The following is a 26,721-nucleotide window of genomic DNA, read 5'->3' on the forward strand; positions in this document are numbered from 1 at the left end:
CAGTCTGCCGGCTCCTCAAGCGGAACCAGTACAGGAGCATCGGTCGTGCTAGCAGCTAGGGGGGTCCCGCACGCAGTGCAGAAATTCCCAGACGCTTGCTTTCCGCAATGACTGCAAAACATGGCGAGACTCGATAGAAACGGAGAAGATATGCAACTCTGTCTTCTATCGGCAAACCGCAGGGCAGTGCTTGATTATTCGTACTCGTGCTCGTTCGCAGGAAATTCCCCGCCGCGAACTTCATCACGATACTGGCGAACCGCTTTGGTGATTGTCTCGCCCAGGTTCGCGTAGCTCTTCACGAAGCGGGGTACGTAGTCAGTTGCGAGACCTAGCACATCGTTCAGCACCAGCACTTGCCCGTCGCAATCGGGACCGGCGCCGATGCCGATGGTGGGAATATCGATCAACTCGGTAATCTTCTTGGCGGTTGTTGAAGGGATGCATTCGAGCACCATCGCGAACGCACCCGCCTCTGCCGCCGCACGCGCGTCGTGCAGCAAGGCCGGTTCGTCGCGTTGCACACGATAGCCGCCAAGCTGGTGAACATTCTGCGGCCGTAGACCGCAATGCGCCATCACAGGAATGCCGGCCTTCACGAGCGCCGAGATGACCTCAGCTTGATCGGCACCACCTTCCAGCTTCACCGCTTGGCAGCGGGTTTCTTTGAGTATGCGCCCAGCGTTTTCAATCGCCTTGTGAACGCCCAGGTGATAGCTGGGAAACGGCATATCGACCACCACCAGCGCGTGCTGCACGGCGCGACCGACCATCTCCGCGTGATAGATCATTTCATCGAGCGTCACGGGCAAGGTATTCTCGTGACCCTGCACAACCATGGACATAGAATCGCCCACAAGTACGCCCTCGACACCCGCTTGGTCCACCAACTGGCCCATCGCGTAATCGTATGCCGTGATCATCGAAAGCTTCTTGCCCTTTTCCTTGTAGGACGCGAAGCGCGGCACGGTGATCCGCTGTAGACGCTTGCTGTTCTGTGAATCTGCGTTAGGAGTGTCATCGGCCATGTGTGCAGGCTAATCGAGCGGAGCCCAGTGCGTCAACGCGTCATGCAGCATGCATGGTTGTCGGGTCCGAGTGGGAAGCCCATAATTCGGCAACCTGATCGTCCTCCCTCCCATGGATTCAAGGAGCCAGAGCCATGAGAATCGTCTACAATTTGCTAGTATTGCTATGCCCTGCCCTGCTGCTTGTCGCTTGCTTCCCTCAGGCCGAGGCACGTGCAGTTGAGGGCGGCCTCTCGGTCAAGCCGGTCGGACTATCCATCGCCTTGAAGGACCCCGACAGCAAATTCAATAGTTCCTTCTCGCCCGGAATGCAGCCAGGCGTTCAAGTGGCCCTGCTGGTTGAGTCAGCTAAGCGAGGCATTGTCAGCGTCGCGGCAAACCCAAAGCAAGCAATCAAAATCTCTGCCGACGGCAAATCAATCTCAGAGGAAGACGATGACAGCTGGCAATTCCTCCACCCGAGAATTAGTGACGACGGGAAGCGGGCAACGTTTAATGTGTCTGCGGAAGATCTGCCGGCAGCCGACACCGCGAAATTGAGCGTAACCGGCGAGCTACTCGTCAGCACTGGTAGCAAGACTGCCGAAGACGAGATTCAGGCGAAGCTTGTAAAGGGCACCAAATTTAAGCTGGCTGGCATAGCGGTTGAAGTTACCGAGGCGGGCAAGCCTAGTTGGGGCGAGGAGCCACTATCGGTGACTCTCAATACCTCGGATCCGGGCGGCTTTGACAAGATCAAGTCGGTTGAGTTTCATGACAAAGCGGGCGAGCAAATCAAATCGAAAAGTGGCGGCTCGATGACTATGAACATGGGGGCTCACAAGCAAGTCTCCATTGATTACCGCCTAGGCAAGAAAGTCGATGCCGCGACGATCAAAGTGGTGTACTACGCCGATCTACAGACAGATCCCTTGCCGCTGAAGTTGGAAGTCGGCCTAGGGCTCTAGGTGTCTCGACAACCCCCAGACCTTCGCCCTAGCAACTTAGCCCTTACGCAACCATAGAGGATTAATCACATGTCCGACATCAACATTACCGTGACCGACCGCCACGGCCGTCAATGCGCAAGCAGCGGATCTGCCTGGGAGCCGAAGATGGGATATAGTCGTGCGGTGCGCGCTGGCAATACTATCGCCGTGACCGGCACGGTCGGCGTGAATGCAGATGGTAGTTACTCTGACTCGCTGGCCGACCAAACGCGACGCTCGTTGGAAATCATCCAGGCAGCACTGGAAGCACTCGGTGGGCGAATCGAGCAGGTCTATCGTACGCGCATGTACGTGACCGACGTAAGCCTTTGGGAAGAAGTGGCCAGTGTGCACGGCGAAGTATTCGGCGACATTCGCCCCGCGACGACGATTGTGGAAGTCACACGACTAATCGACGACGCGGCGCTCATTGAGATTGAAGCGGATGCGCTGGTTTCCTAGTTGGGAGCAGAAGTTAGCCACGGATTGCACTGATAATGAACATCGGTGCAATTCGTGTCATCCGTGGCTGTTTCTTTTGAGTTTTGATTGTCGGCAAACAACGATCCACCCATTCGCCCGCAACGGCCCGAATAGCCAGGGCCACGGCAGTGCATGCCTCCGCGTGGCGTCTAGCGGCACGCGCTTCTCGATTGTGAATCCAGCTGCCCGTAGATCGGCGGCTAGCTCCGTCCAGCGGAACACGTGTAGGAACATGCTGGGTAGCCCCCGGTAGGGGAACCACTTGTCACCCAGTTCCACCTCTTTCTGGAATGGCGCGGTTACTAGATTCTTCAGCAGCCACCAGGGACCGCCCGGGTCGCGCAGGTTGTACCAGTAATTGTGGACATGCAACACGAAGTGGCCGCCCGGCTTCAAGATGCGGTGCGTGTGGGCCAAAAATTTGCGTCGGCTCTCTCGCCCGCGGATCATCCCTAACGTACTGAACATGCACATCGCGTAGTCTACCGACGCATCTGCGAGCGTATCCAACTCCACGAGATTTGCCTGCAGGCATTCGATCGGCAAATTGCTGTCAGTGGCTTTTTGTTGAACTTCCTTGAGCATCGGTAGCGAGAGATCGACTGCGAGCCCGCGGTGACCTGCCTCCACCAAAGGCGTCAGTGCCCGCCCGGTGCCGCAGCCCAGGTCTACCACAAGCCCAGGCTCGTCGAACGCCTCAGCCAGCATTTGGCTGTCGAAATCGAAGAGCGTATTGTGAGCGAAGTAGTCATCGTAGTCCGTGGCAATGGACTCGCTGTGGACGTAATCCCACAGCCCACGCGAAACGCCCGGTGGTAATTTCCACGCTGGAGGTTGTCGCGGGCGTTCCTGGGGGCGTTCCTGGGGGCGATCTGGGGGATTCATGCGTTATTTGGGTGGCATGGGCAACTTGTTGCCCTTGTAGGACTACCAGCGGGAATCGGGGGCTAAGACGACCTACGTTCAGGTCAAAAACAACAGCATTGCAGTCAATACAGAGTGTTTCAGTGACGTCTCAAGGGCAACAAGTTGCCCTTGCCACCCTCTAGTTGAAGTAGCAATCGGCTTGTATAATCGCTGATTCGCTTTCGGCCCGCTAGCGGCGGCAGGGGGCTGCGACTTTTGAAGTGGGAACCGTTTGAAGTAACCGGCTTCGGAAGCAAAGCTACCCGTCAGCCGATCAGCCATATCGTACGAAGCTCGGCTCTCCGAGTGGCCTCCCCCCTAGGGAAGCGTTACAAATCAACCTCATTTAGGAGAAATTCTCGTGGCAATCAAAGTCGCAATCAACGGTTTCGGCCGCATCGGACGTCTGACCTTCCGCAACCTGATGCAACGCAAGGACGAGTTCGAAGTCGTCGGCATTAACGACCTGACCGACAACAAGATGCTTGCCCATCTGCTGAAGTACGATAGCACTCACGGCCGTTTCGATGGCACCGTGACCCACGACGACGAAAGCCTAACGGTCAACGGCAAGAAGATCGCCGCGATGGCCCTCCGCAACCCGGCTGAGCTCCCCTGGGGCGACATGGGCGTGGATGTGGTAGTCGAAAGTACCGGTATCTTCACCGCTCGTGCGACCGACGCCAAGCCTGGCTACGATTCGCATCTGAAAGCGGGTGCCAAGCGTGTTGTGTTGAGTGCCCCTGCCAAAGACGGTGCTGACCTCACCTGCGTGTTGGGTGTCAACGACGACAAGCTCAATGCCGACCTCAAGTGCATCAGCAACGCAAGCTGCACGACCAACTGCCTTGCTCCTGTTGCCAAGGTGCTACACGAGACGTTCGGCATTGAACGCGGCTTGATGACAACCGTTCACGCCTACACGAACGATCAGCCGACGCAGGATCAGCCACATGCCGATCCTTACCGGGCTCGTGCCGCAGCGATGAACATCATTCCTACTTCGACCGGTGCTGCCAAAGCGGTTGGCTTGGTCATTCCTGAGCTCAAGGGCAAGCTCACTGGCATGGCTCTTCGCGTGCCTGTGATTACCGGCAGCGTGGTCGATTTGACCGTCAACCTTGGCAAGAGCGTCACCGAAGCGGACGTAAACTCGGCGATCCAAACGGCCGCCGAAGGCCCGCTCAAGGGCATCCTCAAGTACACCGAGGACCCCATCGTATCGACCGACATCGTGGGCGATCCGCACAGCTCGATCTTCGCCGCCGACTTCACTCAGGTGATCGACGGCAACATGCTAAAGGTTGTCAGCTGGTACGACAACGAGTGGGGCTACAGCAGCCGCACCGCCGATTTGATTGCTCGTATCGCTCAGTTCTGAGCAGTTGGTTCGAGTCAGAATAGAAACAAAAAGGCCGCGTTCTCACTACTGAGAACGCGGCCTTTTCTTTGTTACCTTTATCGTCGTGCTAGCCCGCATCGGGACAATGCGGGCTAACGACCCGGGATCTAAGCTCCCTCTTCGCCCTCGCCCTTACTGCGGTCGCCCATTTCGCGATCAATGTCCAAGAGCGAAGCGGGATCGTCCTTCACGAGCTTAAGCTTGTGAACGACTTCGCGTGCTGTCTTCTCCTCTTCAACCTGCTCGGTAATGAACCACTCGAGTTCGACTAACGCGGCGAAAGCCTTCTCGTTGAACGCCAGTTCGTACAGTGAGTCGATCTGTGCAGTCACGCGCTCTTCTTGAGACAGTGCCTTCTCGAAGACTTCGACAATCGACCCGTAATCATGTTCAGGAGCGTCGATCGGGTGCAGCTTCACGCGACCATTGCGCATTCGTAGGAAGTCGTACAAACGCATCGCATGAGCGTTCTCTTCTTCGCTCTGCAGGCGTAGCCAATGACCGCAGCCGACAAACTGTTCGTGTTCGCACCAAGCGGCCATCGCGAGGTAGCTGTACGAGGAGAACAGCTCGTTGTTGATTTGTTGGTTAATCGCATCTTGAACGACAGGACTCAGCATCGGTGGTCTCTCTAATACTGGCGGAGGGTTGGAGTGAACGACTCTCTTCGCATCCTAACCGCAACAAGATCGAGTCGTCCACGGCTAGTTGATTAGTCGCAGAAAGAAAACAGGCTCGGAGCCAATTGTTGACTGCGAGCCTCAATCTCAATAAGCCACCCTTCTATAGACGACGGGCCAGATAATACGTAACACGTCAAGCAAATCTTTTCGAAGAGCGATCCCAGGGAACGTCGGATATCACGTCCGTTCCCGATTCACCCGATGTCAGAACGCTTCTGTCGCTACCCCTCGATCTCGTAGCCTTCGCGGTAGGGCCGAGCTAGCATGCTGTTGGCTTGGTCGTCGCCGGTGATCTGCTCGGTTTCGCCATTCCAATTGATGGGACGCCCTAATCGCGCGGTGATGCCCGCCAAGTGGCAGATATTCAGCATCTGCATGTGCGAATGGACATCGGAGATTGGTTCTTTGCGTTCGCGGCAGCAGTAGAAGAAGTTGGCCCAATGAGCTTTTCGCTCGTTGGACTCAACCGGCAATCCTTTATACGCTTTGCTGATCGCGTCGTCGGGCAATGGATTTCCCTTGAGATCTTCGACCGGCTTGCCTGTAAGCCTGCCACGGTTCACGCGAATTCGACCCTTGTCGCCTTCTAAAGTGATGCCATTGCCCTCGCTGCGAATGGTCATCTCCACGTCACCCGGGAACAATGCCTTGAAGTTGAATTTCGTAGCGGTGTTGTACCTATCGTTGAGCGTCGGCATGCCGTTCTCGAAGGGTATAGGATGGGTGGCCTCGCCGCCAATCGACAGCGGGGAGGTCGCTTGGCCATTAGCTCGCAACGCCCAGATCGCAATGTCGACATGGTGCGCTCCCCAATCGGTAAGCTTTCCGCCAGAGTACTCGTACCACCAACGGAATTCGTAGTGGCAATTAGAGAACGGACGCCCTTTCTTGCGTTGCAAGGCGCGGTAATCGACATACGGTGCAGGGCCCAGCCAGCGATCCCAGTCTAGGTTCTTAGGCGCCTCAACAGCTGGGATAGCGGGCGACTCAGGCGCGCCTCCAATGGCCACGTCGATTTTCTTAATCGTTCCTATTCGCCCCTCGGCTACCAGGGCGATTGCTTTAACAAAAAGATTGTAGGTGCTGCGCTGTTGCGTGCCGACCTGAACAATGCGCCCGGTATCTTTCACCACTTTGCGAATCAGCTTGCCTTCATCAATGGTCAACGTCAGCGGTTTTTCGCAATAGACATCGTGCCCAGCCCGTAGGGCCTCGATCAGGGGCTTGGTGTGCCAATGGTCTGGCGTGGCGATATGAATGGCATCGAGGTCGTCACGCTCAAGAATCTTACGATAATCATCGTAGACGTCCGCCTTGCCTCCGCTGAGATCCTTGTTGGCTTTATTCAGCCTCTGTGAATCAACATCGGCGATCGCGACCACGTCGCACATCGCTTTCGCAGCATTCATGTTGCCAACGCCCATGCCGCCGGCGCCAATCAAGGCAACTTTCAATCGATCGTTCTTAGACTGAGTTTCGTCGGCGAACGTACGTGGCTGAGAAAAGAAGTAGGGCACCGCCCCGGCAACAGCAAGACCGGCTGTTGATTTCACAAAATCGCGACGAGTTGAGTTCTTATTGAGCATCGAGATACACCAAGCTAGGGATATGGGGCTGGAGCGGCAGCAATGAACAGCAAGTATTCTATGCAACCCGACCACCTGATACAAATGCGACGAGCTAGCCGGCTCCCAAAAAGGGAGACTCCGTAGATGCCCGTTAACCAACCAGCGAGATGAAGATGGGCATTCCGAAAGCATGTTAGAGCGAGCCCGAGGCGATCTTACCGCCCGAAGGCGCTGCGATACGGGGCCAGCGCAACTTGACGGTGCAACGCGACGGCGTAAAACGAGTTTTCAGAGACGTAGCCCGCCGCACGTGTTTGAAGCCCGGTGACGGGCCTATGAACGCTGTTCAACCATCCAAGCACGAGAAAATGCCAAACGATCGCCACACGCTAGCCATGGGGAGGGCCGCAGGGGTTACAATCGAAGACGATCCATGCCTAGGGTGGTTCCAGGATGAGTCCTATGGGGATTCCCAGTTTAGTTTCACACTATTTTGCAAAGTGGCAGATATGATCAAATTATCGTCGAGGTTTGCTTTAGTCGCCTCCGGGTTCACGTATTTGGTTTGCTGCGTAGGATTGTCAGCTTGTTCTGCGATCGCTGCCGACCCCTCAGATGACAAGATCAAGGTCTTGATTGTCGACGGTCAAAATAATCATGGCGACTGGCCAAAGATCACGGCGATGCTCAAGCAGTACCTCGAGACGACCGACAAGTTCAGTGTTGATATTGAACGAAGCAGGTATACCTGGAAAGGCGAGGATTGGCTCAAAGATTTCAGCCTGGACGATGGAAAAAAATACCAGGTTGTGAAGAGAGCCCGCACGGATCCTGACTTCAAACCGGACTTTGCTCAGTACGACGTGGTTGTGAACAACTTTGGCTACGGCGCAGCCGACTGGCCCGCTGACACCCAGGCCGCTTTTACGCAATTCGTCAACGAAGGTGGTGGCTTCGTTTCGGTCCACGCCGCCGACAATTGTTTTCCGAACTGGCGGGAGTATAACGAAATGATCGGCCTGGGCGGGTGGGGTAACCGCAATGAGAAAAGCGGCCCCTACGTGTACTACGACGAGAAAGGCGAAATTGTAAGAGATGACTCCGAAGGCAGTGGCGGCGGGCATGGACCACAACATGAATTCCAGCTGGCAGTTCGTGACACTGAGCATCCAATTACAAAAGGGCTCCCCAAATCGTTCCTGCACGCCAAAGACGAGTTGTACGAGCGTTTGCGGGGGCCAGCAATCAACATGAATATTCTGGCGACTGCCTTCGCTTCGCCAAAACGTAAAGGAAGCGGACGCCACGAGCCGACCTTGATGACGATTGATTATGGGCTAGGTCGGATCTTCCATACGACCCTTGGTCACGCGACTTACTCCTGCGAATGCGTCGCGTTCGTGACAACTTTTTTGAGAGGCACCGAGTGGGCCGCCACGGGTGAAGTGACCATCGAGGTCCCGGAGGATTTCCCAACCGCAGACAAGGCCGTCTCAAGAAAGTTCGCCGTTTCAAGAAACTTCGAAATGGCCGCAGCTACCGAGGCCAAAGCTGCTCAGCAGGCCCCGCAAGTGCAGAAGTTAGAAGATGGTTTCATTCCACTCTTCGACGGCAAAACCTTGGAAGGTTGGACTTCTGCTCATTCCAAAGGCGAGGGCGACTGGGGCCCCTATTCTGTGAACGAAGCAGAGCAAGCCATCCACGTTTACGCCGGACGCGAAGCAAACTCCAAACAATCGACCGACTGCCTCGTCAGCGACCAACAGTTCAGCCATTTCATCCTTAAGCTGGAATACAAGTGGGGCGAGAACCGCTACGCGCCCCGTACGAATTGGGACCGCGATGCGGGACTCCTCTTTCATGTCCACGGCGATCTCACCAAGGTTTGGCCGTTTTCTCTTGAGATGCAAATTGGCGAATCACCGGGTGACAAGCCGGATGCGAAAGGTGCCAAGGGTCGCTTCCACTCGGGAGACCTCTTTGTCCTTGGAAGACATCTTAGAACTGACACCCCTCGGGACGGCAAATTCTATCTCAAAGACGCCAAGCGACGGGCCGGCGGGGGTGTTCGCACACACCTGGGAGTCGAAAAGCCGAAAGGCGAGTGGAACGAAATGGAGATTCGCGTTCACGGAAGCGAGAAGGCGACATTCATTTTCAATGGCGAAGTGGTTCTAGAAACCTTCAACTTTACCCAAGAAAACAAACAGGGGGAAAAGCTTCCTTTGAGCAAGGGTCACATTGGCCTGCAAGCGGAGTGGGCTGAATTGATGTATCGCAATATCCGCATCAAAGAGCTTCCCGCCGAATAAGCTTTCAAAAACTGATTTGCCTGACTAATCCCTGATGCGAGTTTCGCGCTTTGCTTTCTGCTGGCGCTTGCATCCTCCGCCAGCTCGAAAGAGTGGTGCTAAGATTCAGCGGTAAGTTCAGCGAACGCAAACCTGCGGAGGTCATAAAAACGCATCAATGCCAAGGCGGGCGTGGAGTCGTGGCCGATGCTATTTCAGAATCTTTGCAGAAGCGCCCGCAGTGAGGACCAACCCAGCGCGGCGCAGTCAGTGCGTGAATCGCCTTGCCCCAGAAGTACCAGCCCTAGAAGTACCACCAGTGGGCAAACAAATCTTATCTGAGAATCCAAAGGAAAAGCCAACCCTCTCGGACAACCGCAATGGGTTCTCAGAAAAGTTTGGCTTGTCCCAATAAATCAGTGGGCAAACAAATCTTATCTGAGAATCCAAAGGAAAAGCCAAGCCTCTCGGACAACCGCAGCGGGTTCTCAGAAAAGTTTGGCTTGCCCCAATAAATCAGTGGGCCCGACTGGAGTCGAACCAGCACGCCCTTGCGGGCACATGCCCCTCAAGCATGCGCGTCTGCCAATTCCGCCACGAGCCCAAAACTGCCCTACCACAGAATACCTGTGAAAAAGCACTCGCCCCGGCTGAGGAAAACAGTGCAGGAGCGAACCTAAAAGTCTACTCGCCGGAGGCCGATCGTCAAGGCGGCTCCTCCAGGGTTGGCATCTTCTTAGCGGGCGGCTAAGCCGCTAGCGGCCGTGCTAGGCGATTTGCTCGACCTTGGCCCAGCTGCCGCTCTTCTCAGAGTCGTTTACCGCTTCGAGCACGGCGCTGCACTGGGCACCGTCCTGGAAGTCCGGACTGCAGTCCTTGCCACTCGCGATGCACTGGGTGAGGTCGTAGACCACGTTGGTGAACGTGTGGTCGTAGCCCAGCATGTGACCCGGGGGCCACCAGCTGCCGGCGTAGGGATGATCGCCTTCGGTTGCCAAAATCTTCCTGAAGCCTTGCTGCGTGCCTGGATCGCTCGTGGAGTAGAACTCCAGCTCGTTGAGCGACTCGAAACACCACACCAGCGAACCTTTGCTGCCGTTGATCTCGATGCGGTTATGATTCTTGCGGCCCGGTGCGAGGCGAGTCGCTTCGAATGAACCAAGTGCCCCGCCGGCAAACTTCGCAAGGAACAGCGAAGCATCGTCGACCGTAACTTTTTCCGTCCCTTCGCCTGCGGTAGCTGTCAGGCCATCGGAAGTACCCTCGGCGGGACGTTCGGTGATGAAGGTTTTCTTCGTACCCACGACTTCATCGATCTCACCCGCTAGGTAGCGAGCCATGTCAATCGAGTGCGCACCAAGATCGCCGTGCGCGCCACTGCCGGCAGATTCAGCACGCATGCGCCAGTTCATCGGGAAATCAGGATCGACGAGCCAATCCTGCAAGTAGGTGCAGCGCACGTGACGGATTTCACCGATTTCGCCGGCGTCGATCATCTGTTTTGCCAGACTTATAGCTGGGCAGCGACGATAGCTAAAATTCACCATGTGCTTCACGCCGGCCTTGCGAACGGCAGCGAGCATCTGCTTGCTTTCCTCCAAGGAGTTCGCCAGCGGTTTTTCACAGAACACATGCTTGCTCGCAGCAGCGGCGGCCAGGGCCATTTCGCAGTGGGACGCTCCCGGGGTGGAAATGTCGACTAAATCCACATCGTCGCTTGCAATGGCTTCTTGCCAATTGTCTGAGGAGTTCTCCCAGCCCCAGCGCTCGGCAAATTCACCAACCGCTGCGCCATCGCGCCCGCATACAACTTTCATGACCGGCTGAGCGTCCAGATCGAAAAACTTGCCCACCTTCAGCCACGCCTGGCTGTGGGCCTTGCCCATAAACTTGTAACCAATCAGGGCGACATTCAACGTATCTTGTGGCATGGATCGGGGGCTCCAGAGGAGAGAATTGCGGTTGTCGTAAGCCAGTAGTCTAACAATTCTGGCACGCGTGCGTTAGCCGTCGAGCTTGCTCGCTGTGAGCTCAGCCTGGGAGTGGGTGGTCTTTTTCGGCTTTGGTGAACAACGGTTCACAGCACTTCTATAGAATAATGTCTCGCTCGATTCGCGAGACTTTGCGGGCGGTGCGTTACTGAGGTCGAAATAGACCTAGGGTGATTTCAGTCTCGGCATGGTTCCGCCTGCCAACTACCCGTACTGCATTCAGAATCATGTGCCGGGGCTACCAATTCGTGAGTGAAGGACTTCAGTCCGCAGCTCACGAATCTCCAAACCCACCGGATTCAGCCGGTGGTAGTTTAGTCTAAAGAAGTATTGCCTAGGATCGCTGATCGATGGGCACGAACTCGCGCACCGTGGGACCGGTGTAGATTTGGCGGGGCCGGCAAATGCGTTTGTGCGGGTCGGCATGCATCTCTCGCCAATGAGCAATCCAGCCCGGCAAGCGGCCGATGGCAAATAGAACGGTGAACATCTTCTCGGGGATGCCAATCGCGCGATAAATGACCCCTGAGTAGAAATCAACATTTGGGTACAAGTGCCGTTCGATGAAGTACTCGTCCTTGAGTGCCGCTTCTTCGAGTTGTCGGGCGATGTCGAAGATAGGGTCCTCGAGCTTTTGCTTTTCCAGAATGCGATGGCAGGCCGCTTTGATGATGGTCGCCCGTGGGTCGAAGTTCTTATAGACGCGGTGGCCAAAGCCCATCAGTCGAAAGCCGTCCTCTTTGTCTTTGGCCATGTCGACGTACTTCTTTACATTGCAACCATCATCGCGAATGCGTTCGAGCATGTTCACACACGCCTCGTTCGCACCGCCGTGCAAAGGACCCCACAAGGCACTAATGCCAGCAGAGATGGAAGCGAAGATGTTTGCGTTCGACGAACCGACCATACGCACTGTCGAGGTGCTGCAGTTCTGTTCGTGATCTGCATGCACGATTAGCAGCAAATTGAGTGCACTGACAAAATCAGGATCGACTTCGTAGTCCTCAGTCGGCACAGAGAACATCATGCGCAGGAAGTTCTCGCAATAGTTCAAGTGATTCTTCGGATAGACAAAAGGCTGGCCACTCGATTTCTTATAAGCCCAAGCCGCGATCGTGGGCAGCTTCGCCAGCAAACGTACCATCGAGACTTCCACGTGCCAATCGTCGTGCGGATCGAGCGAGTCCTGATAGAACGTGCTCATCGCTCCGACGACCGAGCTGAGAATGGCCATGGGATGAGCGTCGCGTGGGAATCCGTCGTAAAACAGCCGCAAATCTTCGTGCAGCATTGTGTGTGTACTGAGTTTCTCACGATAGACTTCGAGCTGTTCGTCCGTGGGCAGCTCGCCGTAGATCAGCAGATAAGCCACTTCGATGAATTCGCAGTTTTCAGCGAGTTGTTCGATGGGGTAGCCGCGATAACGTAGCACGCCTTCTTCGCCATTGAGGAATGTGATCCCGCTGGTGGTCGAGCCCGTGTTCACATAGCCAGGATCAAGCGTCACGACGCCTGTGGTGCCGCGTAGCTTGCTGATATCCAGGCCTTGCTCTTGCTCAGTCCCTTCAACAATGGGGAGCTCCAACTCTTTGCCAGCTACCTTCAAAGTGGCCGTGTCCGTTTGTACGGGCGGTTTGGTGACCGCTGTTGGGGTAGTTGTGGCATTACTCATAGAGGGATTTCCTTCCGCTGCGCCTACTGGGCTGCACTTGATTGCATGGAGATAGCCAGCTGAAACTGGGCATCTGACCTGAGAAGTTCTCTTTCAACTGGGCAACTCCCCGCCCTGTCACTTGTCTTAAATGGCCAATCGTCAGACCTCAAGTGTACCGCTGCCAGGGGTGTGGTTCAATCGGGGTCAAATTCTCTAGTTGCTTCTCAGGCGACTCACACAGCGTATGGCGGCTAAGCCGCAAGAGGATGAGAGAAAAAACTTGCGTGGTCAGCCCGCGCCCAACACGCAATAATGATTGTCAGTCCTCTGATGTGACGTTGAATGCCACTTAATGCGAGATTCCCATATGAAGCTCATTCGCCTGCCCGCCTGCTTGCTGACCTGTTTGCTGTCCCTAGCAGCAATACCAACTGTCTCCTACGCCGAGGGTCCCGGCCAGCACGATTTCGATGAAGCGCTCCGTAATCGCATCACGGGCCAAGGGATGCGCGACTTGAACGGCGTGATCGAATTATTGGAGTCGGCCCTGGACAAGGGGCTCGACATGGAAAACTCCGACTTTGCCGAGGGGATGCTCTCCAGCGCACACTTCGAACGGGCAAGTATCCTGCTCAACGCGCTGACGACTCGTCGGCTCGGGGCACAACAATCGGGCCAATTGGCTCGCATGGCTCAGAGTGATTTGCGTACAGTGCTCTCTTACGACGATCCACCTCCCGAAGCACGATTGATGCTAGCAAAATTGCTTTCTACTCCCGGCGGCGACCCGGCAGAGGCACGCCGCCTGCTCGACAAGTATTTGAGGTCCACCGACGCTGAAGGCGAGCCCCTACCCGAAGCCAAGCAGGCTGAGGCTCTCGCCTTGCGCGGCAGTTTGCAACGCGATCCGGTTCGCGCCATGTCCGATTTCGATGATGCGTTGAAGCTTGATCCCGAGAATCTCAACTTTGCTGTAGCGCGGGCGACTTTCTTGAGGACGCAGAAACGCTTTGATGAATCGTTGGCTGCGGTGGAAGCCCTCTTGGAGGATCACAAAGAAAACATACCGTTGCAAATCTTCCAAGGAGAGGTGCTCCGCCAACTTGAGAAGAACGAGGAAGCGCTTACCGTGTTTGATGCGATTGACGAGCAAAAGGGCGATCTTTGGAGCGTCTATCAAAATCGTGGCGAGATCTATCGCCAGATGAACGAACTCGACAACGCTTTAGAACAGTACTCAAAAGTTATCGAATTGCGTCCCGATTCTATCCTCACCCGCATTCAGCGTGCGGAGACGTACTACACGCAGGGCAAAACGAACGAAGCGATGGCCGATGTCGATGCGGTTCTCGAGGCCAACCCCAACGTAGTGACGGCCTATCGCTTGAAAGCAGAGATCCTGGCAGGCGAAAAAAGGTTTGAAGAAGCAATCGAAACCATCCGTAAGGTCACCGAAGCAGCCCCCGACAGGGCCGAGCTGCAAGGGCAACTCGCCAGTTATTATTACCTGAGCGGCAATCCTAGCGGAGCTATCAAGGCCTATACCAACATGTTGGCCGCCGATCCAGACAATTACTTGGCCCTTCGTAGTCGTGGCGATGCGTATCTAAATGTCGGCGATCACAAGTCGGCCAGTGCTGACTTCGCCAAGGCTTACGAACAAAAACAGGACGATGCTTTTCTGCTAAATAATTACGCCTGGCTGCTCGCAACCTCTCCCGACGATGAGGTGCGCAATGGCAAGCTAGCTATCGAGCTGGCTACGAAGGCGTGCGAGCTCGAAGACTACAAAGCAGGCCACATTCTCAGCACCAAAGCGGCTGCCCATGCCGAGGCGGGAGACTTCGAGGAAGCGATCAAGTGGTCTGAAAAAGCCATCGAAGCCGCCAAGCCGGAACAAGTCGAAGCGCTCAAGAAAGAACTGGAAAGCTTCAAGCAAAACAAGCCCGTTCGCGAGCTCAAGAACGAAGCCGACTTAAAAGAAGAACTCGAATCAATCCTCACAGGCGAGCCAAGAGAAGAAGCCACCAGCGCAGAGGAATCAATGGCGGAAGAAGCAGAGCCTGAGGAAGACATTGAAGTCGTCGAAGAACCCGCCATCGCTGAATGACTGGAGATGCGGGATTACTGATTTGGAAGCTCTCAAGGAAATGAAGGTGGGGTGCCGAGGGCGACAGCGCAACGCACCTGGAGAAGTGATTAATTGCAAACCGTGTGACAATGGTTCAGCAGCCATTTGAAACGAGCTCTTGAGCGTTGCTGGCTGGTGGTGCATTTTGCTAAGGCTTACGGTACCCTACGATCTAGACTGACAGTCTCGTGATCTCAATCCTCTAGCCACTTCTACAATACATGCGAGTCGCCCTCCACTGGCAAATCCTCATTGCCATGTTTCTCGGCACCATCATTGGCATCGTGTTAAACGTAGGGGCCAGTTCCTATTCGCCGGGACCTCCTCTTGAACTCAAGAACGCGCGGTTCTGGTCATCGGACTCGCCCGATCGAGTGTTACTGTCGATATCTGAAAACAAGGAAGCGCGCAGGATTGTTGTCGGCGACAAGTCGGACGGAGATATCCGGTGGCCCGCTCATTTGCCGGGTTCCGATGAGACGGAACCCGAGTTCTATCCAACCCTAGCCGTACTTCAGAAGAGCGACCCGACGGCTTTCAAGCTGTTTTATCACCATGGCCGCAGCACGGCCCGTTGGATTGGCGACACGGCCAAGCTCATAGGCGATTTGTTCCTGCGTATGCTGAAAATGGTCTCCGTGCCGCTGATCATCGCCTCGTTGCTCTCCGGCGTCACAGGTCTGGGGCACGCAGATCGACTAGGGAAGATGTTCGGACGCACGCTGTTGTACTACGTAACGACCAGCATGTTAGCCATCATGACCGGGCTGTTGATGGTGAATTTTGTCCGGCCTGGGGTGGGTAACTTAGGCCCGGTGGCGGCTAAGCCGCAGGCGGCGGTGGCTCAGGAGGCGCAATCCCTCGGGGAAGTGCTCTACGAGCAACTGCTAAACATGATTCCCACCAACCCGTTCGCATCGGCCGCCAATGGGGACTTTCTCTCGATCATTGCTTTCACGATTTTCTTCGGTGTTTGCACAATTCTCGTGGGCGGGACTGCAGCCGATCGTATCAACGAGTTTGTCGAAGCCCTCTTCGCAGTCATGATGAAGCTCACCACGCTCATCATCAACCTCGCACCAATCGGCGTGTTCTTTCTCATGCTGGCTGTCACGGCCACCCAGGGCGTGGGCATTTTCGGCACGCTTGGCTGGTACATGCTGGCTGTGGCGCTCGCGCTGGGAGTTCACGCACTCATCACCTTGCCACTGATCTTGCGATTGGTAGCCAAGCGTAGCCCTTGGAAGTACGCCCAAGCAATGAGCCCCGCGCTGCTCACTGCGTTTAGCTCCGCAAGTAGCAATGGCACTTTACCGCTCACGCTTACCTGTGTGGAAGAACGTGCGAAGGTGAGCAATCGTGTCGGCTCGTTCGTGCTACCCCTGGGCGCGACCGTGAACATGGACGGCACGGCGCTGTACGAAGTGGTCGCTGTGCTGTTCATTGCCCAATTCAACGGGCTCGATCTGAGTATGGCAGACCAACTAATCGTGGCATTCACCGCGCTGCTAGCGAGCATCGGAGCGGCTGGCATCCCGCACGCGGGCCTGGTCATGATGGCTATTATCCTCCAAGCCGTCGGCCTGCCGACTGAGGACCAAGCGCTCATCATCGCAGTTGATCGTGTGCTCGACATGGCCCGCACGGCGGTAAACGTGTGGAGCGATTCCTGCGGCTGTGCGGTGATTGCTCGGTTCGAGAGCGAAGGCGACGCAACTTCACAAGTGCCGATTGAGGGCGAGTTGAATATCTAGTTCGCCGCGTTGTGACTTCGCGGCGTGACGCAGCGGGTAACACCGTGTTGTGACGGCTAAACCACAGGCGAGAGTGCAAAATGATTTGCTCAGGTCGCCGCCTGAAGTCGTCTGCTACGAACAAACCAGCTTCGCAATCTTCCGACCCGTGACGCTCAAGGGCAACTCAGCCAGTTCTTTCGCATCAATCCAGCGCACTGGTTTGGCTTTGCTCGAACGCACCCGCCCACTTTTGAACTCCGCATCGTAGCAGTCGAGTGTGATGCGAAAACGGGTCACGCCGTGCTTGAGTGTTTTCATGAGTTGCGCGTTGCCAATCACAATGCCAGTTTGGTCGGCTACCTTCGTGGCAAGTTCCTTGTGCACGAATAGTGGCCCCTCTGCATCGACCTCAAACCGCGGAAAGTCCCACAGACCGGCCCAGCGTTCGCCTTCGGCGCATTGACGTACGAGTAGTTGGTTCTTCTTGCGAACCACAACCGCCGCTTCGCGTACATCGGTGAACTTCTGCTTTTTCTTCGATGCAGGTATCTCCGCTTGCAGGCCCAGGCGATTCGTCTCGCACACGGACTTCGCTGGGCATTCTGAACACATCGGCATTGCCGGTTTGCATACCAGCGAGCCGAGCTCCATGAGCGCCTGATTGAAGCGGGCTACGTTTTTCTTCGGCAAGAGTTTCTCAGCCGTAGCCCACAGCACTTTTTGGCCGGCAGACTTCGTGGGATCCTCGCGATAGCCGACAAGGCGTGCGAACAGGCGAATAGTGTTCGCCTCGAGAATGGGCGCCGGCTTATCGAACGCGATCGAAACAATTGCCCCAGCGGTATAACGCCCGATCCCCGGCAATTTCATGAGCGTGTGCACATCACTGGGGAATTTGCCGCCATGCTCCTCGACGATTACCTTGGCTGCAGCGTGCAGCCCACGAGCGCGACGATAGTACCCCAGGCCTTCCCACAATAGCAGAACTTGCTGCTCGTCCGCTGCGGCCAACTTGCGTACCGTGGGGAACGCTTTCATGAAACGCTGGAAATACGCCTTCACCGTCTCCACTTGGGTCTGCTGCAGCATGACCTCGCTGACCCACACGCGATACGGATCGCTAGAACGTCGCCAAGGCAAATCCCGCTCGTGCTTCGCATACCAGGCGAGTAGCTTGCGACGGAAGGTTTGCTTCCATTTCGGTTTCAGCTTAGTCACGGTGAGTGGCCTCTCGCGAAGGCGCTAAGGCGCAAAGACTTCATGTTCATTCTTTGCGCCTTAGCGCCTTTGCGAGAGATCAACCCTCTTTGATTGCGGAAACTAGCTCGGTAAGTGCCTTCTTGCCATCGCCGAAGAGCATCAAGCAGTTATCGGCGGCGAACAGTGGGTTTGGAATGCCGGCGAAGCCAGGGCTCAAGCTGCGTTTGATGACGATCACTGTGCGGGCTTCGCTCACGTCGAGGATCGGCATGCCGGCGATGGGGCTGGTGGGGTCGGTATTCGCCACGGGGTTGACTACGTCATTCGCTCCAATGACGATTGCCACATCGCACTGGCTGAACGTGGGATTGATTTCGTCCATCTCCTTGAGCTGCTCGTACGGCACATCTGCTTCGGCCAGCAGCACATTCATGTGCCCTGGCATGCGACCTGCCACGGGGTGGATGGCGTACTCGACGGTAACGCCGTCCGCTTCCAGCAAGTTAGCCAAGTCACGCACGATATGCTGCGCCTGGGCGACCGCCAAGCCGTAGCCAGGCACAATCACGACGCGTTGCACGCCGTCGAGCAACATGGCCAACTCCTCCGGCGACGTGCGTTTGATCTTACCCTCGTAAACCTCGTCAGCTGCCGGACCCTCAGCGGCAGGTCCCATTTTTGCAAACAGTACATTCGAGAGCGAGCGATTCATTGCTTTGCACATGATGCTTGTGAGAATCAGCCCCGAAGCGCCAACCAAGGAGCCGGCAATGATCAGTACGTTGTTTGAGATCACGAAACCGGCAGCAGCTGCTGCCAAGCCGGAGTAACTGTTCAGCAGGGCTATAACAACAGGCATGTCCGCTCCGCCAATGGGCAAGGTCAACAGAACGCCCAACAAGAGAGCCAGCAGTACTAATGGAAAGTATTCCCAGCCGGAGTTGTCGACCATCATAAAAACTAGCAACAAGCCAACGCACAGCAGTACGAGGTTGGTGATTTGCAGTCCATCAAAGCTCCACGGCTTCTTGAACTGCGGCAGCTCTTGCAGCTTGCCGGCAGCGACCATCGAGCCACTGAAGGTCACCGCGCCGATGAGTCCTGCAATTCCTGCCGCGAAGCCGGCGACCACGCCATCGGTCTCTGGTGAAGGGCCCTTGAGAACTTCTGCTCCAGCAACAAGTACTGATGCGATGCCACCGAAAGCATTAAATAGAGCCACCAGCTGGGGCATCTGTGTCATCTGTACACGCTTGGCAAGCACCATACCGCCGGCACTGCCCACGATGATGCCCGACAGAACCACCGGTAGCGAAACGCCTTGCTGAAGTAGCGTCACCAGCACGGCAAGAAACATGCCCACGGCACCCAGCAAGTTTCCTCGCACAGCCGTGCGAGGGTGCGTCATGCCTTTGATGCCGAGGATGAACAACACAGCCGCCACCAGATAGCCAATCTGTGCGAGTTGCTCTCGCCCGGCCGAACCAACCACTTCCGTGGCTGCCTTTTCTAGCTCGGTTGTATTGGCTTTGGCGAAGAGTATGAAGTTTTCAAGCACGGCTAGTTGATTCTTGTTCATTAGTTTTGACGCAGAGTCGCAGAGGGCGCGAGGACTTGCGAAGATTGAAATTCGATTTCAGTGCAGCAGTGAAACATTTCCTGGATCCTTGAGTCTCCGCGATTCCTAGAGTTCTTTGCGTCTTAGCGTCAATATCTACTTCTTCTTGAACATCGCCAGCATGCGATGGGTTACCAGGAAACCGCCGACGACGTTGAACGTGGCGAACACAATTGCCAGGAAACCGAGTATGCTGCCAAACGTGCTGCCGCCGGCCAAGATGGCACCGACCAGCGTGATGCCGCTAATGGCATTCGAACCACTCATTAGCGGCGTGTGCAAGGTTGGCGGCACCTTGGTAATGACTTCAAAGCCAATGAAGATGGCCAGTACAAAGATGGTCAATGCGGTGATGAGTGTCATTGGTTACTTCCACTGGCGATGTGTTCCGCAGGCGCTTCAGCCGCGGGCTTGGTCAACGGTTCCATCCCGAGCATGTCACGCAGGCGGTCGTTCTGAACCTGGCCGTCTTTGGCGGCGAGCGTGTCGCGGATGACTTCGTCTTTGAGATCGATATCGAGTTGCCCCTCTTTAATCAGCAAGGCGAGTAACGTGGCGACGTTCTTGGCGTACATTTGACTGGCGTGCTGCGGCGCATCGCTGGGCAGATTCGTGGGCCCGCAGATCGTGACGCCGTGCTTCACGACCGTTTGGTCGGCCTCGGTGAGTTCGCAGTTCCCGCCCCGTTCCGCCGCAAGATCGACAATCACCGAGCCGGGTGCCATGCGTTGCACGGCATCTTCGGTGATCAAAAGCGGCGAGGGCCGCCCGGGGATGGCTGCGGTAGTAATGCACACGTCGCACTCGGCGGCGATATCGGCTAGCTGCTCGCGCTGCTTGACTTGTTGTTCTTCGGTAAGCGCCTTCGCGTAGCCGCCTTTGTCTTCGGTGTCGCCCGTGTCAAGATTGAGCTCGACGAACTTCGCGCCGAGCGACTCGATCTGTTCCTTCACCACGGGCCGCACGTCGTAAGCTTGCGCGACTGCGCCTAACCGCTTTGCAGTAGCAATCGCCTGTAGTCCCGCGACTCCCGCACCGAGAACAAAAACCTTGGCTGGGGTGAGCGTGCCCGCGGCCGTCATGAGCATCGGGAACAGTTTGGGTAAATGATTAGCCGCTACGATCACTGCTTTGTATCCGGCAATCGTAGCCATCGAGGAGAGCACATCCATGCTTTGGGCACGCGTGATTCGCGGGATCAGTTCCAATGCGAACAGTGTGACATTCTTCTCGGCCAGTTCCTTAATGGAACCCGCCGCTCCCAAGGGGTCGGCAGTGCCGATGAGCACTTGGTCGCGCTTGAACGAATCGAGATCGCTGCGGCCCGCTTCTTGATTTGCTCCCAACGTGCGGACTTGCAAGAGTACGTCGGCTTTTTCCAGTAGCGATTTGCGATCGTCCCAGACTTCTACACCACGCTCGCGGTACATGTCGTCGGTAAATCCAGCCGCTTCGCCGGCACCAGTTTCCACGAGAATCTCTACTGGCTGCGTATCGGTGCCAAGCTTCTGTATCTGAGGAACAACTGCCGGGACGAGCGCAACGCGCCGTTCGCCAGGGAAGGTCTCACGCAAAACGGCAATCTTCATAGTTGGCTCGCGGGGGCAGCTCTAGCGGTGTCGAGAGCTGTGATTGTGCCACAAATCGGGACGAGAAAACAGTGCCCGATTGCGGCTTAGCGCCTACTCTTCCAGCGGGAAGGAATCGTCCGCGACGATGGTCTGCGGCGAATCTCCCGTGTAGTCGCGTAGCGACTCCCGCGGATTTGCGGCCACGACTCCCACCACGCCAATGAAATCGCCTGTGGTGAAACGCAATCGAGGCATGAGGACCGGCAGGATAATGCTCTCGTCCTCCCAGGAGACTTTCACCAAGTACTCGTCCAAAGCACCAATGGCTCGGACATTGACCACGGTTCCGGCAAACAAAATCCCGTAATTTGGGCGTTGGTCAAACTCAGCCCAGCGAGCGGCGATTTGAGAAACCTCGTCACGCTCGTACTTGTCGCTGGCCGCGTGACGTAACAGGTCTTTGCCGGACGCGAGATTGGCAAGAAAGTCGGCGCGTTCCGTACTAGGGCCTGACAACTCCGAGGCATCGGCCAGCGCTACCGCCTGAGCAAGGCGGGCCAATGTCTTGTAGGCGTTACCTTTGCGGGCGATGGAACTGCGGTCGGAAAGGTCGCCTGTGAGCAACTCCGGCACCGCAGCGCGGGCCTCTTCGACCGCTGTATGAAGTTCGTCCGCAGTGACCACGCGAGGATTCACCAGTAGCTTGACCATGTCACCAGCCAACGGCACGACCGAGGCCCTTGGCTGGGAAGCTTCAGAGACTTGGTCTGTTTTAGCACTCGGCTCAGATTCTGGTAACTCAACTGGGGAAGATGCCGAAGCCGGCGCAACGCTACGGTCCTCTGGGGATTCACCAGCGTTCGGAGCTTCAACCGGTGGAATCGGCTTCGCTTGGGCGAGCATCTCCTCCGCTAGTTTTTCAGCTTGTGATTTCTCCACGTCAGTCACTCGCAGCGAATCGGGTAACACAGCCGCGGGTGCCCAACTGGCCAGTTGCAAAAAGTCGCCCTTGGGACCCAAGAGCCAAGGCAAGCCATACCCGGCCGCCAAGCAAGTGAGCAGTACGCCGCCACCGATGCTGGAGAGAGTCTTCAAGCCGCCGCGTTGTGATGCAGCGCTAATTTGCAGGTCGAGATAATCCTCCTGAGCGGAGTCTTGTGTCGGTTGAAGGTGGCTCGATTCGACAGTGTCTTGCAGCAGCTCGTCTTGTATAAGCGATTCCTTCGGCGGTACCTGTGGTTCGCTAGCAGAAAAATTTGTGGCAGTGAAATCGTGCGAATCGTATTTTGGGCTCGCTACTGGCTCCGTTTCTGGTTTCACCGCCGGCAACTCGCGCTGCAGCGAACGGACGGTATGGTCCAGTGATTGATCAAAGTCTGGGGAGGAGCCTTCGAGCGCGTCCGCAACGGGCTCGGGCAATGAATCTGTCTTGGGCAGTTCGATTCGCTTCTCAAAAAGCGAAGAGGGTTCTGGCTTGTTGGCAGTGTCATTAGTCGTTTGAGACTCGATCGCCTGTTCGGTGGAACTGTCCAGCTGCACTGCTTCCGTTGGAGATGAATCAGCAATTGACTCAGCGTCATCGTCAACAGGCGGCTTACGGAACTCGGCTAGCATATCCTCGAGCGAGCGTTTGGCGCCGTCTACCTTTTCGGTCGCTTTCTGTGCAGACTCTTCGACTTTTTCGGTCAACTCATTCACGGCGTCAGTGGCCTTGTCGACTTGTTCCCACTCATGCTGAACAAACTCCTCTGGCTCGTCGATAACACCAGAGTTATTAGAGGTAACCGCCTCTTCGGTCTCGGCAGGCTTATCTGAACTCGCCTTTCCCAATGCCGTACCATCGAGGAACGCCCCTAAGGTCAACTTCTCTTGCGCCGGTTCATCGCTCGCAGTTTCTGGGGTTGGCGGCTCTGAGGTGGATAGCTCTGTGGGAGCAGTTTCCTTGATCGTCGACTTGAGTTGTTCTAGTTGCTCGTCAGCATTTGTTTGTGTCTCGTCCGCATTTGCTGTGGCATCTCTTGTCAGCTCGCTGCGGAGTTGGTCCCAGGGGTCTGCCGACGGTGCGGCAGTCGGAGAGGGCGTGATATTTTCAGCGGCCGTTTCCTGTGCAGCGGTGGGCAGTTCGCTTGAGGGGAGTCCTATCGAGGGCTTGGGATCAATCACCTGTGCTTCTGGCAGTGCCTGAAGCGGCGCTTCGCTGACGGCAAACTCTGCGCCGCACACCGGGCAGCGGATGCTACTCTCAGCGAACGCACCGAAGGGGATTTGCAAAGTGGAAGTACAGCGAGGGCAAGCAGCGATCGACGACATCAGACGCGTAACTCCAAGGGTTCAACTGACGCTACGAGAGCGACAGTCGGCTAGATGGGCGAGCTAACAGTTTACCAGTCTTAAGGCCGCTTGTCGGCTTGGCGACGTTTTTCTCGAAGTTTCCAAGCTCTGCTAGCTCCACTAGTATGGTGGACTTTGCCGACTGGGCCATATCTCACGGGCTAGTACGTGTTTACAGTCGGTACAGTTCGCCGTACTTCGACCTCAGTTGCGACAAGAGTGGCTCGTGGGAAAGCGGCTCGCCCGTAACTCGTTCGACCAATTCGGCCGGTGAATAACGCTGCCCCGGCTGGTGGATGTGCTCACGTAGCCACCCCAGCAGGCCGCCAAATTCCCCCTCAGCGAACGCCGCCTGTAAATCGCCCAAATCCTGTTCCGCTTTCGCGTAAAATTGTGCCGCGTATAGATTGCCGAGCGCGTAAGTCGGGAAATATCCGACGAGCCCAGCACCCCAGTGGACATCTTGCATGACACCCTCTGCATTCGAGGGGGGCGTCAGACCGAGATACTCTTGGTACTTCGCGTTCCAAGCCTCAGGAAGATCGGCGATCGAGAGCCGCTCTTCGAGTAGTGCTTGCTCAATTTCAAACCGGATGAAGATATGCAAGTTGTACGTGACCTCATCCGCATCCACACGAATCAACGACGGTCGAACGCAATTGAGCGCCGCGTAGAATGCCTCCGGCGAACTATTCTTTAGTACTGTAGGGAAGTGTTCCTGGGTGACCGGGAAAAAGTGCTTCCAGAAGCCGCGACTAAATGCGACTTGGTTTTCCCACATGCGAGACTGCGATTCGTGAATACCCAAAGAAACCGAAGTACCAGTAGGCAAGCCGTGCTGCTCGCGTACCAAGCCTTGCTCGTATAAGGCATGGCCTACTTCGTGAATGGTACTGAACAGTGCGTTCTCGAAATTGTCGATACTGTAACGTGTGCAAATGCGAACATCACCAGCGCCGGGGGTGCAACAAAAAGGATGTACCGTGGTGTCGAGACGCCCTGCATTGAAATCGTAGCCGATCTGTTCCGCTACGTGCCGTCCCAGCTTTTCCTGCTGGGTGATCTCGTAGTCTTGCTCAAGTACCGAACGATCAGGCTGATGGTTGCTGCCGATGATCTCTTGGACAAGTGGCACGATTTCTTCTCGTAGCGCGCCCAGCACGCTGGCCACGTTCGCTGTCGACTCGCCCGGCTCGTAGTCGTCGAGCAACGGATCGTAGGGCGTGGCGTTGAATCCCAACGCAGCAGCTTCTTGGCGTTTCAATTCAAAGGTTTTCTCTAGTAGCGGCGCAAAGGATGCGAAATCGTCGTTCTTGCGAGCTTCCGCCCACGTTTGTTGAGCGAGCACGCTGGTGCGGGAAAGTTCCTCGACGAGCTTTTGAGGGAGCTTGGTTTTCTTCTCGTAATCGCGAGCCAACAGGCGAATATTGGTGCCGAATTCGCTATGCGGATCAGCCGCCAGCGGGCTGTCTTCCAGTTCGGCCAACCACTCGCCCAATCGTGAATCGGTATGCCGTTTGTGCAAAATCCCTGCTACCAATGCTACTTGTTCCGCACGATAGGGCCCGGCAGCCGGCGGCATTTTGGTGCATTCGTCCCACTGCAACAGTTCCTCTACTCCAGAGAGCATGGCGGTTTGCTGAACATAATCGCACAGCGATTGATAGGTTTTCTGAAGCTTCTGGGCGTTGGCACTCATGGCGTTCTCAGCATGACGAATGTTGGCGAATTGCGTTGACTTTGGATCGAAGCTAAGCGAAATTGCACACCGAAACAACCGTTTGCTCAACTGAACACCCAAACCGCTCTATGCCTAATCTTCCCAAGCTGGATATTCTGGTCATTGCCCCGCACCCCGATGATGCCGAACTGGGCATGGGTGGAGCGATCCTCAAGTTCAAGGCCCAGGACAAGAAGGTCGGCGTGTTGGACCTCACCTCTGGCGAGCCCACGCCGCACGGCTCCCTGGGGCTGCGCGCTGCGGAAACGGCCAAAGCCACAGACATTCTGGGTCTTGATTGGCGCGAGAATCTCGGACTGCCGAATCGCAGTTTACAGGCGACGCTCGAAGCACGCGAAAAACTAGCCGGCGTAATCCGCCAGCAGCGACCGCGATGGTTGTTTGCGCCATATTGGGTCGATGCACATCCCGATCACACGGCAGCTACCGAGCTGGTCGATGCGGCACGGTTTTGGGCGAAGCTCAGCAAGACCGACATGCCGGCCGAGCCGTTTCATCCAGAGCGGATTTACAATTACTACTGCGTCCACTTGAAGATGAACCCGCAGCCGGCATTCATCTTGGACATCAGCGACGAGTGGGAGCAGAAGCTCGCGGCCATCGCTGCCTATGAAAGTCAATTCATCACCGGTCGCCCCACAAATCCATCATTCCTCGATCAACTGCGCGACGAGGCGGCCTACTGGGGCAAGTCGATTGGCACGAAGTATGGGGAACCGTTCGCGTGTCGCGAGCCTCTGGGGCTAAGCTCCATGAGCGAGTTGGTGTGAAATGGGGTAAGGTTGTTAGCCGTCGACCTTGGTCGCCGCGGAGTATTTTCGCATGCAACGTAAAATCACTGAGCAAGCTCGGCGGCTAAGTCGGTGTTCTGAAAGTCGTCGTTAATGCACGCAGCTTGCCAACCCATCGACCACCTTCTTAAGGATTGCACGATCCAGCGCACACGCGGTTCGGGCCCCGGCGGACAGCATCGCAATAAGGTGGAAACAGCCATTGTGGTGACGCACACGCTAACAGGTGTCCGCGGCGAAGCGTCGGAACGGCGCAGCCAGGCAGACAATCGCAAGATGGCGATCTTTCGGCTGCGTTTGAAGCTGGCAGTGGAAGTTCGCACACCGCAGCAGGCTGGGATTTCCGAGTATGGCCCCTCGGAATTGTGGCAGTCTCGTCGCCAAGGTAGTCGGATTGCTGTGAACGATCAGCACGACGATTTCCCATCGCTGTTGGCCGAAGCGCTCAACTCGCTGGCCAACGCAAACTGGCAACCTGCTGAAGCTGCAGAGTTCCTGGGCGTCTCTTCGTCGCAGCTCGTGAAACTCTGCAAGCAGCATGCCCCTGCGCTAACTCAAGTGAATCGTCAACGCGAAGCTCTAGGGTTTGATCGCTTGCGTTGAAATGAATGTCTCACGATACAAACAA

The 26,721-nt window shown here is 56.1% G+C and carries 21 protein-coding genes and 1 tRNA gene; 9 read left to right on the plus strand and 13 right to left on the minus strand.

Annotation, left to right across the window (positions count from 1 at the left end; all coding sequences use genetic code 11):
* Nucleotides 1-194: 194 nt before the first annotated feature.
* Nucleotides 195-1,028, minus strand: coding sequence for a 3-methyl-2-oxobutanoate hydroxymethyltransferase (panB, locus tag HG15A2_RS03560; RefSeq protein WP_145057910.1), 834 nt, complete (start codon nucleotides 1,026-1,028; stop codon nucleotides 195-197).
* A 134-nt stretch (nucleotides 1,029-1,162) separates the two neighbouring features.
* Here panB and HG15A2_RS03565 point away from each other — a divergent pair, with 134 nt between their 5' ends.
* Both HG15A2_RS03565 and HG15A2_RS03570 read left to right on the plus strand, forming a co-directional pair.
* Nucleotides 1,163-1,975 carry a hypothetical protein gene (locus HG15A2_RS03565; RefSeq protein WP_145057912.1) on the plus strand — a complete coding sequence of 271 codons (813 nt, stop codon included), beginning with the start codon at nucleotides 1,163-1,165 and terminating at the stop codon, nucleotides 1,973-1,975.
* A gap of 69 nt (nucleotides 1,976-2,044) precedes the next feature.
* Nucleotides 2,045-2,458: a RidA family protein gene (locus tag HG15A2_RS03570; protein ID WP_145057914.1), complete on the plus strand. Its 414-nt coding sequence runs from the start codon at nucleotides 2,045-2,047 to the stop codon at nucleotides 2,456-2,458.
* Between the two features lie 57 nt (nucleotides 2,459-2,515).
* Here HG15A2_RS03570 and HG15A2_RS03575 read toward each other — a convergent pair whose 3' ends face one another.
* Nucleotides 2,516-3,364, minus strand: a complete 849-nt coding sequence (locus tag HG15A2_RS03575) for a class I SAM-dependent methyltransferase (RefSeq protein WP_145057916.1) — start codon at nucleotides 3,362-3,364, stop codon at nucleotides 2,516-2,518.
* A gap of 382 nt (nucleotides 3,365-3,746) precedes the next feature.
* Here HG15A2_RS03575 and gap point away from each other — a divergent pair, with 382 nt between their 5' ends.
* Nucleotides 3,747-4,766 carry a type I glyceraldehyde-3-phosphate dehydrogenase gene (gap, locus tag HG15A2_RS03580; RefSeq protein ID WP_145057918.1) on the plus strand — a complete coding sequence of 340 codons (1,020 nt, stop codon included), beginning with the start codon at nucleotides 3,747-3,749 and terminating at the stop codon, nucleotides 4,764-4,766.
* A 128-nt stretch (nucleotides 4,767-4,894) separates the two neighbouring features.
* Here gap and HG15A2_RS03585 read toward each other — a convergent pair whose 3' ends face one another.
* Nucleotides 4,895-5,407, minus strand: coding sequence for a ferritin (locus HG15A2_RS03585; RefSeq protein WP_145057920.1), 513 nt, complete (start codon nucleotides 5,405-5,407; stop codon nucleotides 4,895-4,897).
* Nucleotides 5,408-5,691: 284 nt separating this feature from the next.
* Complete coding sequence (locus tag HG15A2_RS03590) at nucleotides 5,692-7,056, minus strand: Gfo/Idh/MocA family protein (protein WP_145057922.1); 1,365 nt, start codon at nucleotides 7,054-7,056, stop codon at nucleotides 5,692-5,694.
* Between the two features lie 350 nt (nucleotides 7,057-7,406).
* On the opposite strand from HG15A2_RS03590, the gene HG15A2_RS03595 reads away from it, so the two are divergent.
* Nucleotides 7,407-9,350: a family 16 glycoside hydrolase gene (locus HG15A2_RS03595; protein WP_145057924.1), complete on the plus strand. Its 1,944-nt coding sequence runs from the start codon at nucleotides 7,407-7,409 to the stop codon at nucleotides 9,348-9,350.
* A gap of 499 nt (nucleotides 9,351-9,849) precedes the next feature.
* On the opposite strand, the gene HG15A2_RS03600 is transcribed toward HG15A2_RS03595, so the two are convergent.
* Nucleotides 9,850-9,933, minus strand: a tRNA-Leu gene (locus tag HG15A2_RS03600).
* On the opposite strand from HG15A2_RS03600, the gene HG15A2_RS23780 reads away from it, so the two are divergent.
* A complete protein-coding gene (locus HG15A2_RS23780) occupies nucleotides 9,904-10,080 on the plus strand; it encodes a hypothetical protein (RefSeq protein ID WP_218932304.1) in 177 nt (58 codons plus the stop codon). The genes HG15A2_RS03600 and HG15A2_RS23780 overlap by 30 nt on opposite strands.
* A gap of 16 nt (nucleotides 10,081-10,096) precedes the next feature.
* On the opposite strand, the gene HG15A2_RS03605 is transcribed toward HG15A2_RS23780, so the two are convergent.
* The gene (locus HG15A2_RS03605) at nucleotides 10,097-11,260 is read right to left on the minus strand and encodes a Gfo/Idh/MocA family protein (RefSeq protein WP_145057926.1); all 1,164 of its coding nucleotides are present in this window, start codon (nucleotides 11,258-11,260) and stop codon (nucleotides 10,097-10,099) included.
* A 394-nt stretch (nucleotides 11,261-11,654) separates the two neighbouring features.
* Nucleotides 11,655-12,992: a citrate synthase gene (locus HG15A2_RS03610; RefSeq protein ID WP_145057928.1), complete on the minus strand. Its 1,338-nt coding sequence runs from the start codon at nucleotides 12,990-12,992 to the stop codon at nucleotides 11,655-11,657.
* A gap of 349 nt (nucleotides 12,993-13,341) precedes the next feature.
* On the opposite strand from HG15A2_RS03610, the gene HG15A2_RS03615 reads away from it, so the two are divergent.
* The gene (locus HG15A2_RS03615; protein ID WP_218932305.1) at nucleotides 13,342-15,084 is read left to right on the plus strand and encodes a tetratricopeptide repeat protein; all 1,743 of its coding nucleotides are present in this window, start codon (nucleotides 13,342-13,344) and stop codon (nucleotides 15,082-15,084) included.
* A 242-nt stretch (nucleotides 15,085-15,326) separates the two neighbouring features.
* The gene (locus HG15A2_RS03620) at nucleotides 15,327-16,859 is read left to right on the plus strand and encodes a dicarboxylate/amino acid:cation symporter (protein ID WP_145057932.1); all 1,533 of its coding nucleotides are present in this window, start codon (nucleotides 15,327-15,329) and stop codon (nucleotides 16,857-16,859) included.
* A gap of 114 nt (nucleotides 16,860-16,973) precedes the next feature.
* Here the strand turns inward: HG15A2_RS03620 and mutY are convergent, their stop codons facing one another.
* The 6 genes from mutY to HG15A2_RS03650 form a co-directional block, all read right to left on the minus strand.
* Nucleotides 16,974-18,059 carry an A/G-specific adenine glycosylase gene (mutY, locus tag HG15A2_RS03625; RefSeq protein ID WP_246117870.1) on the minus strand — a complete coding sequence of 362 codons (1,086 nt, stop codon included), beginning with the start codon at nucleotides 18,057-18,059 and terminating at the stop codon, nucleotides 16,974-16,976.
* 79 nt (nucleotides 18,060-18,138) lie between these two features.
* Entirely contained in the window at nucleotides 18,139-19,620 is a 1,482-nt protein-coding gene (locus HG15A2_RS03630; RefSeq protein ID WP_145057934.1) for an NAD(P)(+) transhydrogenase (Re/Si-specific) subunit beta, read from the minus strand.
* Between the two features lie 135 nt (nucleotides 19,621-19,755).
* Complete coding sequence (locus HG15A2_RS03635; RefSeq protein WP_145057936.1) at nucleotides 19,756-20,022, minus strand: NAD(P) transhydrogenase subunit alpha; 267 nt, start codon at nucleotides 20,020-20,022, stop codon at nucleotides 19,756-19,758.
* Complete coding sequence (locus HG15A2_RS03640) at nucleotides 20,019-21,248, minus strand: Re/Si-specific NAD(P)(+) transhydrogenase subunit alpha (RefSeq protein ID WP_145057938.1); 1,230 nt, start codon at nucleotides 21,246-21,248, stop codon at nucleotides 20,019-20,021. The genes HG15A2_RS03635 and HG15A2_RS03640 overlap by 4 nt, the downstream gene beginning before the upstream one ends.
* A 93-nt stretch (nucleotides 21,249-21,341) precedes the next feature.
* Nucleotides 21,342-23,540, minus strand: coding sequence for a hypothetical protein (locus tag HG15A2_RS03645; protein WP_145057940.1), 2,199 nt, complete (start codon nucleotides 23,538-23,540; stop codon nucleotides 21,342-21,344).
* 193 nt (nucleotides 23,541-23,733) lie between these two features.
* Nucleotides 23,734-25,260, minus strand: a complete 1,527-nt coding sequence (locus HG15A2_RS03650) for a carboxypeptidase M32 (protein WP_145057942.1) — start codon at nucleotides 25,258-25,260, stop codon at nucleotides 23,734-23,736.
* A 110-nt stretch (nucleotides 25,261-25,370) separates the two neighbouring features.
* Between HG15A2_RS03650 and bshB1 the strand changes: the two genes are divergently transcribed.
* Nucleotides 25,371-26,072 (plus strand): bacillithiol biosynthesis deacetylase BshB1, encoded by a 702-nt coding sequence (gene bshB1 / locus HG15A2_RS03655; RefSeq protein WP_145057944.1) that lies wholly within the window; start codon nucleotides 25,371-25,373, stop codon nucleotides 26,070-26,072.
* Between the two features lie 114 nt (nucleotides 26,073-26,186).
* Complete coding sequence (locus tag HG15A2_RS03660; protein ID WP_145057946.1) at nucleotides 26,187-26,696, plus strand: peptide chain release factor family protein; 510 nt, start codon at nucleotides 26,187-26,189, stop codon at nucleotides 26,694-26,696.
* The last annotated feature ends 25 nt before the right edge of the window (nucleotides 26,697-26,721 follow it).

The sequence above is a fragment of the Adhaeretor mobilis genome (assembly GCF_007741515.1).
In the GTDB taxonomy this organism is placed as follows: domain Bacteria; phylum Planctomycetota; class Planctomycetia; order Pirellulales; family Lacipirellulaceae; genus Adhaeretor; species Adhaeretor mobilis.

Bases quoted from the DNA above. Each gene is read 5' to 3' on its own strand.
- HG15A2_RS03575 (WP_145057916.1), bottom strand. From the start codon at position 3,364: ATGAATCCCCCAGATCGCCCCCAGGAACGCCCCCAGGAACGCCCGCGA.
- HG15A2_RS03640 (WP_145057938.1), bottom strand. From the start codon at position 21,248: ATGAAGATTGCCGTTTTGCGTGAGACCTTCCCTGGCGAACGGCGCGTT.
- HG15A2_RS03615 (WP_218932305.1), top strand. From the start codon at position 13,342: ATGAAGCTCATTCGCCTGCCCGCCTGCTTGCTGACCTGTTTGCTGTCC.
- HG15A2_RS03610 (WP_145057928.1), bottom strand. From the start codon at position 12,992: ATGAGTAATGCCACAACTACCCCAACAGCGGTCACCAAACCGCCCGTA.
- panB (WP_145057910.1), bottom strand. From the start codon at position 1,028: ATGGCCGATGACACTCCTAACGCAGATTCACAGAACAGCAAGCGTCTA.
- HG15A2_RS03595 (WP_145057924.1), top strand. From the start codon at position 7,407: ATGCCAAACGATCGCCACACGCTAGCCATGGGGAGGGCCGCAGGGGTT.
- HG15A2_RS03630 (WP_145057934.1), bottom strand. From the start codon at position 19,620: ATGAACAAGAATCAACTAGCCGTGCTTGAAAACTTCATACTCTTCGCC.
- HG15A2_RS03590 (WP_145057922.1), bottom strand. From the start codon at position 7,056: ATGCTCAATAAGAACTCAACTCGTCGCGATTTTGTGAAATCAACAGCC.
- HG15A2_RS03660 (WP_145057946.1), top strand. From the start codon at position 26,187: ATGCACGCAGCTTGCCAACCCATCGACCACCTTCTTAAGGATTGCACG.
- HG15A2_RS03650 (WP_145057942.1), bottom strand. From the start codon at position 25,260: ATGAGTGCCAACGCCCAGAAGCTTCAGAAAACCTATCAATCGCTGTGC.
- HG15A2_RS03585 (WP_145057920.1), bottom strand. From the start codon at position 5,407: ATGCTGAGTCCTGTCGTTCAAGATGCGATTAACCAACAAATCAACAAC.
- HG15A2_RS03605 (WP_145057926.1), bottom strand. From the start codon at position 11,260: ATGCCACAAGATACGTTGAATGTCGCCCTGATTGGTTACAAGTTTATG.
- HG15A2_RS03620 (WP_145057932.1), top strand. From the start codon at position 15,327: ATGCGAGTCGCCCTCCACTGGCAAATCCTCATTGCCATGTTTCTCGGC.
- HG15A2_RS03635 (WP_145057936.1), bottom strand. From the start codon at position 20,022: ATGACACTCATCACCGCATTGACCATCTTTGTACTGGCCATCTTCATT.
- HG15A2_RS23780 (WP_218932304.1), top strand. From the start codon at position 9,904: ATGCGCGTCTGCCAATTCCGCCACGAGCCCAAAACTGCCCTACCACAG.
- HG15A2_RS03565 (WP_145057912.1), top strand. From the start codon at position 1,163: ATGAGAATCGTCTACAATTTGCTAGTATTGCTATGCCCTGCCCTGCTG.
- HG15A2_RS03570 (WP_145057914.1), top strand. From the start codon at position 2,045: ATGTCCGACATCAACATTACCGTGACCGACCGCCACGGCCGTCAATGC.
- HG15A2_RS03645 (WP_145057940.1), bottom strand. From the start codon at position 23,540: ATGTCGTCGATCGCTGCTTGCCCTCGCTGTACTTCCACTTTGCAAATC.
- bshB1 (WP_145057944.1), top strand. From the start codon at position 25,371: ATGCCTAATCTTCCCAAGCTGGATATTCTGGTCATTGCCCCGCACCCC.